The 4,302-nt window shown below is 56.6% G+C and carries 3 protein-coding genes; all 3 read right to left on the reverse strand.

The window, feature by feature from the left end:
- Positions 1-232 precede the first annotated feature (232 nt).
- The 3 genes from E1297_RS03945 to E1297_RS03955 all read right to left on the reverse strand — a co-directional run bounded on the left by E1297_RS03945 (position 233) and on the right by E1297_RS03955 (position 3,962).
- Positions 233-2,356 carry a VIT domain-containing protein gene (locus E1297_RS03945; RefSeq protein WP_155134170.1) on the reverse strand — a complete coding sequence of 708 codons (2,124 nt, stop codon included), beginning with the start codon at positions 2,354-2,356 and terminating at the stop codon, positions 233-235.
- Position 2,357: 1 nt separating this feature from the next.
- Complete coding sequence (locus E1297_RS03950) at positions 2,358-2,699, reverse strand: helix-turn-helix domain-containing protein (RefSeq protein WP_196223184.1); 342 nt, start codon at positions 2,697-2,699, stop codon at positions 2,358-2,360.
- Positions 2,700-2,981: 282 nt separating this feature from the next.
- Positions 2,982-3,962 carry a DNA cytosine methyltransferase gene (locus E1297_RS03955; protein WP_209015634.1) on the reverse strand — a complete coding sequence of 327 codons (981 nt, stop codon included), beginning with the start codon at positions 3,960-3,962 and terminating at the stop codon, positions 2,982-2,984.
- Positions 3,963-4,302: the final 340 nt, after the last annotated feature.

Below are 4,302 nucleotides of genomic sequence, written 5' to 3' on the forward strand. Positions count from 1 at the left end.
TGCTTCAAGGAACAATCACGTCTCTTCCTGGATGATGTCGGAAAAACGCCCGCGATTATCTCTTGAGCCTCCTCGATGTTAAACCAATAGGCCGGAAAATGCGGGCACCGCCTAGCCGATGCACAAATTGCAACTTGAGGATGCGAAGGTCAACAGGGAAAGTTGCGCATTAAGGAATTCGCAACTTTTGAATCCCAGCCCTAGTTTGCTATTCCGTGGACAACCCTAGACGTCAGGAGAATCGGGATTTCGCGGCGTAAGCTGAAATCGCATCCGCGAGTCCTTTCCCCGAGACTTTCCCGACGAGAGCGCGTCGAACCCGTGCGGCATACCGGTCCTCGTTTTCGGCATCCTCATTAGCGAGAACCAGGATCGCAAGGAGTTCTCCGGTGACACCCTCGCTCGCTGCGATTTCGGCCAGTCCGCAGCGATCGACGATGCGCCTAATCAAATCTCTGAGACCCTTCGGCAGCCCTTCGAGAGTTCCGTCCGCGAGATCGCCCGAATGCGACATCCAATTCACCGCAAGGGCCGTGTCCTCGAGATCCGAATCTCCGAAATCCCAGCCCGTCGCCTCCGGGAAGGAGAGAACTGGCGGCTCCGGGGCGTTGATCGGAGATTCAGGTAGGACAGGGGTGTCGTTCCACTCCAAATCAGCCAGGCCAGCGCGGTCTTGCCCGCGAGTGCGTCCGAACATCGACGGCATTCCCGCAGACACAAGTGAAAGACATTTTATCTCGCCCCGGGCGACCAGAGCGGGAGCGGGGGTGTCGAACGCCATCGCTCTCATTCCGCCGAAACCCAACGTTACGGCAGCGGCGGTGTACTCACGGTTCGAGGCGAGGGCCACCTTCTTCGTCTGCGGAAGCTCCTCGGAAACCTCAGCGGATTCATCGACGAGTACGATGGATGTCAGATGCGAGACGATGCCTTCGGCCGCGAAATATTCCGCGGCTGCCTCTTCGTCCATGGACTGACCCAGGACGTGCGCCGCATAAGCGGACGCGAGTCGTGCGAAACCTTTTCGCTCCGGCAAGCCCGTACGTACCCTCAACTTCCGCACGAAGACGGTCGATCCGCCGCAGGGACGCACGGCATCCGCCTCGTTCTTCTCGGTCGAGCGATCGGCGACACACATGGATTCGAACGCTGAGAAAATGGCGCTTGTAACTTGATCGTCGGACGCTACGAACATACGTCCACCCGTTATCGCCGCGAGGTGACCGACGTTCGCTTCGAGTGCCCCGTTGCCTACAAGAACGACGGTGAAGCACGCGCCGCTTTTGGCGGCCTTCTGGATGTCGATGGGAATATGAGACCGGCCATCCGTAATCAGAAGGACGTTGGTGGCTTCATGGCTGGCGGTCACCATTTCGACGGCCGCAGCAATGTTCGTTCCGCGCGATGGAGAGGAAAAAAGGGAAGCGTTCCTCGCAAGGTCCCTTGCGGACCCCTCAAACACCTTCCTGCAATTGTTATCGAATTCCCATCCGGAGATCTGATCGTCCGCCTGAATGGCGAGCGCGCGCTGGTCTTTCAGGGCGGCGATCACTTGGGTGAACTTGTCCTTTTTGCCAGCCAGACACCCGGAAGACATGCTCATCGAACCAGATTTGTCCAACAGGATGTCGCAACGAATGGAGCTGGTCCTCGGAGTAAATTCCTCGATATCGAGTTCAATCGGCGTACCGTCGGCCGCCACCGTGACGATCTTCCCGGGCTTGTAGCGCGGGATCAGGATCAGGATCGGCACGTCGGTAGCAACCTTACCGTTGGAGGCATCGTGGATACGAAATCCCTCGAAGTCCCCATCGACCTGAACGTCCGCCATGATCGGGGCCGCGTTCGCGACGATGTCGTCGGAAGCGGAGAACGGAGACCTTCCGTAGATCTGACCCACCGTCTGAGGGATGAATATATGCGCAGTTCCATCGATCATGGAGACGGGGAGGGCAAATTCAGTTTCGACCGAAATCTCCCGGCCCGGCAGAACGTTTGCGACAGAAACCATATGAAGACCGCGCAGAAGCTCCTCATGAAGGACGGCGGCCTTCCCACTGTCAACCGCCTCTTCGTAGGCTTCACGAGCCTTCACCTTCGCGACCGCATCGCCGCGCATCACGCGGCCATCATTGATCACCTTGAGGCGTGTCACGACGGCATCGAATGGAACCGGGAAGGTCATGATCGCTTCCATCGCGCGATCGCCCCCATTGGCAAACAGGCGCGTCATGCGCACCCTCACCAGACCCTTCTTCACCTTCACCTTGCAGGAAACCGATTTCAAGACCGGATCGGGGGCACCGCCGGAACGCACTAGCGTGGCATCCTTCACGAATTTCTCGATAATACCCATCTCAACTATCCTTTCGATTTTCCAACGCCTTTCGCACGGCCGTCTCAACCCTCTTCACCACGGCATCTTCGTCGTGTAGTCCCACAGCATCCTCGAACACGACGACTATCCCGTCGACGGGACCTAGAACCCTCGTCCGGCTCGAGGACATCGCGTCGCGTATTGTAGAAATTGAGGTGACACCAGCCGCCTTCAGGGATTCGTACCTGCGCAGCGCATCAACGTGTTCCACCGAATAGACCGCACCCTTGCCGAACCCCTCCGGCTTGGGTACGATTCCCTCGGTTATGAGGTAGCGGATGTTGCGCGCCGTCTGTCCGGTGGCTTCTGCCAAGTCGCTCATATTCATTGCCGATCCTTTTTTCATGACAGTGATGCTGTCATGAAAAAAGGATCGGCACAATCGCGCCGGTCATCGTTTTTCGACCACGGCACGCATTTGGAACCGAAATTCGACGATCATAACCGTTTTTCGACTGTTGGTCCCAGGCTAACCCAAGAGCCGCTCGGGATTTGGTTGCCGTAGGTAAATCCGCGTTCGATTTCCTCGCATTGAATCGTTCATGTTTTCTGGATCAGGGCTCCGAATTCAAGGAGCTATTCGGCAGCTCGGTCAGTCAGCTCCTCACGCGGCCTTAAGTGCCTTTCCGTCTACCGGCACAAGACGGGCAGGTTTTCTTCGCCCCCTCTCCCTTTCACTCGTTCCGATCGCCTCCAATATGCAAGAACCTACGAATTCCGCAAGTTCCACAGGGACGGCGTTGCCGATCATATGGTCGAGAAACGCTTTGGTGGCGTTTTTCGGCCATATGAACTCCATTGGAAATGTCTGTACGCGCGAGCGTTCATACGTGCTTAGACCCCGGACGTAGTGACTGGATGGGTCCACGAAGTCTTGTGGGTGAGCAACGTAAGTAGGAGGCGGTTCCCGGTGAACGCTGCGAATGGTCGGAGCTGGTTCATCGATGGAGAAAACAGCACGGCGTCCATAATGTCTTGGATGGAGATAGTAGTGCTCAACACCGATCTCGTCATTCATATACTCCCGAACTGTCATCGGCTCATCGGACAACCGGGCGTCGATAAACGGATCGAGCCACCCCTGAGAATTGCCGACGGCACCGACAACGAAGAGTCGTTGGCGCTTCTGCGGAACTCCGCACAAGGACGCGTCCAGCACCCGAGTCGTCAGACCGTATCCGGCTGCCCGGAATAGATCGAAGGCGCGTTTGAAGGTCTTGCTTTTCTCGGCTCTGGCGACGTTTTCCATGATGAACAGTTTGGGGCGAACATCACATACAAGCTTTGTGAACCCTATCGTCAACGCAGCGCGATCACCCTCCTTACGGTTTCCGGCAGAGGAGTAGTCCTGACATGGAGGACCTCCGGCGATCACGTCTGGGGCAAAGGATTTCGTTATCTCGAGAGCGCGCTTCTGATCGGAGAGGTCTTCGGTCAGTCCGGCATGTCCGGTGTTGTTGACCTTATACACCCGCATCGTTTTTTCACACGCATCGGCACCCGCAACGACATCGAAACCCGCCTGTTGCAAGCCGAGGGATAGCCCTCCGCACCCGCAAAATAAATCAATCGTCCTCAAGCCCATGAACTAAATACCAGCTCAATCTTTTTGAGGAGACGCGCATTCAATCGCATAGGCCAGACCCAAATCTCTTTATTCCGATTCAAACGAACGGCTTATACGTTCATATCCTCGGTTCCGCAAATCGTCGAGCGCGGCACTGTTAAGAAGAACGGGAAACCCGTGAGTGGCGCGGAGGCAACGCAATTAACATCTTCCCCGCCCCGAAGGACGTGGGTCAGAACCAAGCGTCTTTTGCGTGTACGGCGTGCGGGTACAAATTGAACGCGGACCTGAATACCGCGATTATTATTTTGCGCCGTTGGAACACTGTGGCTCTGGACGTTGAGGAAGGGCGCAGGCT

This window comes from Roseibium sp. RKSG952 (genome assembly GCF_009711355.1).

What these genes read in the sequence shown, in the direction of transcription:
- E1297_RS03955 (WP_209015634.1), bottom strand. Translation starts at nt 3,962, where the DNA reads ATGGGCTTGAGGACGATTGATTTATTTTGCGGGTGCGGAGGGCTATCC.
- E1297_RS03950 (WP_196223184.1), bottom strand. Translation starts at nt 2,699, where the DNA reads ATGAGCGACTTGGCAGAAGCCACCGGACAGACGGCGCGCAACATCCGC.
- E1297_RS03945 (WP_155134170.1), bottom strand. Translation starts at nt 2,356, where the DNA reads ATGGGTATTATCGAGAAATTCGTGAAGGATGCCACGCTAGTGCGTTCC.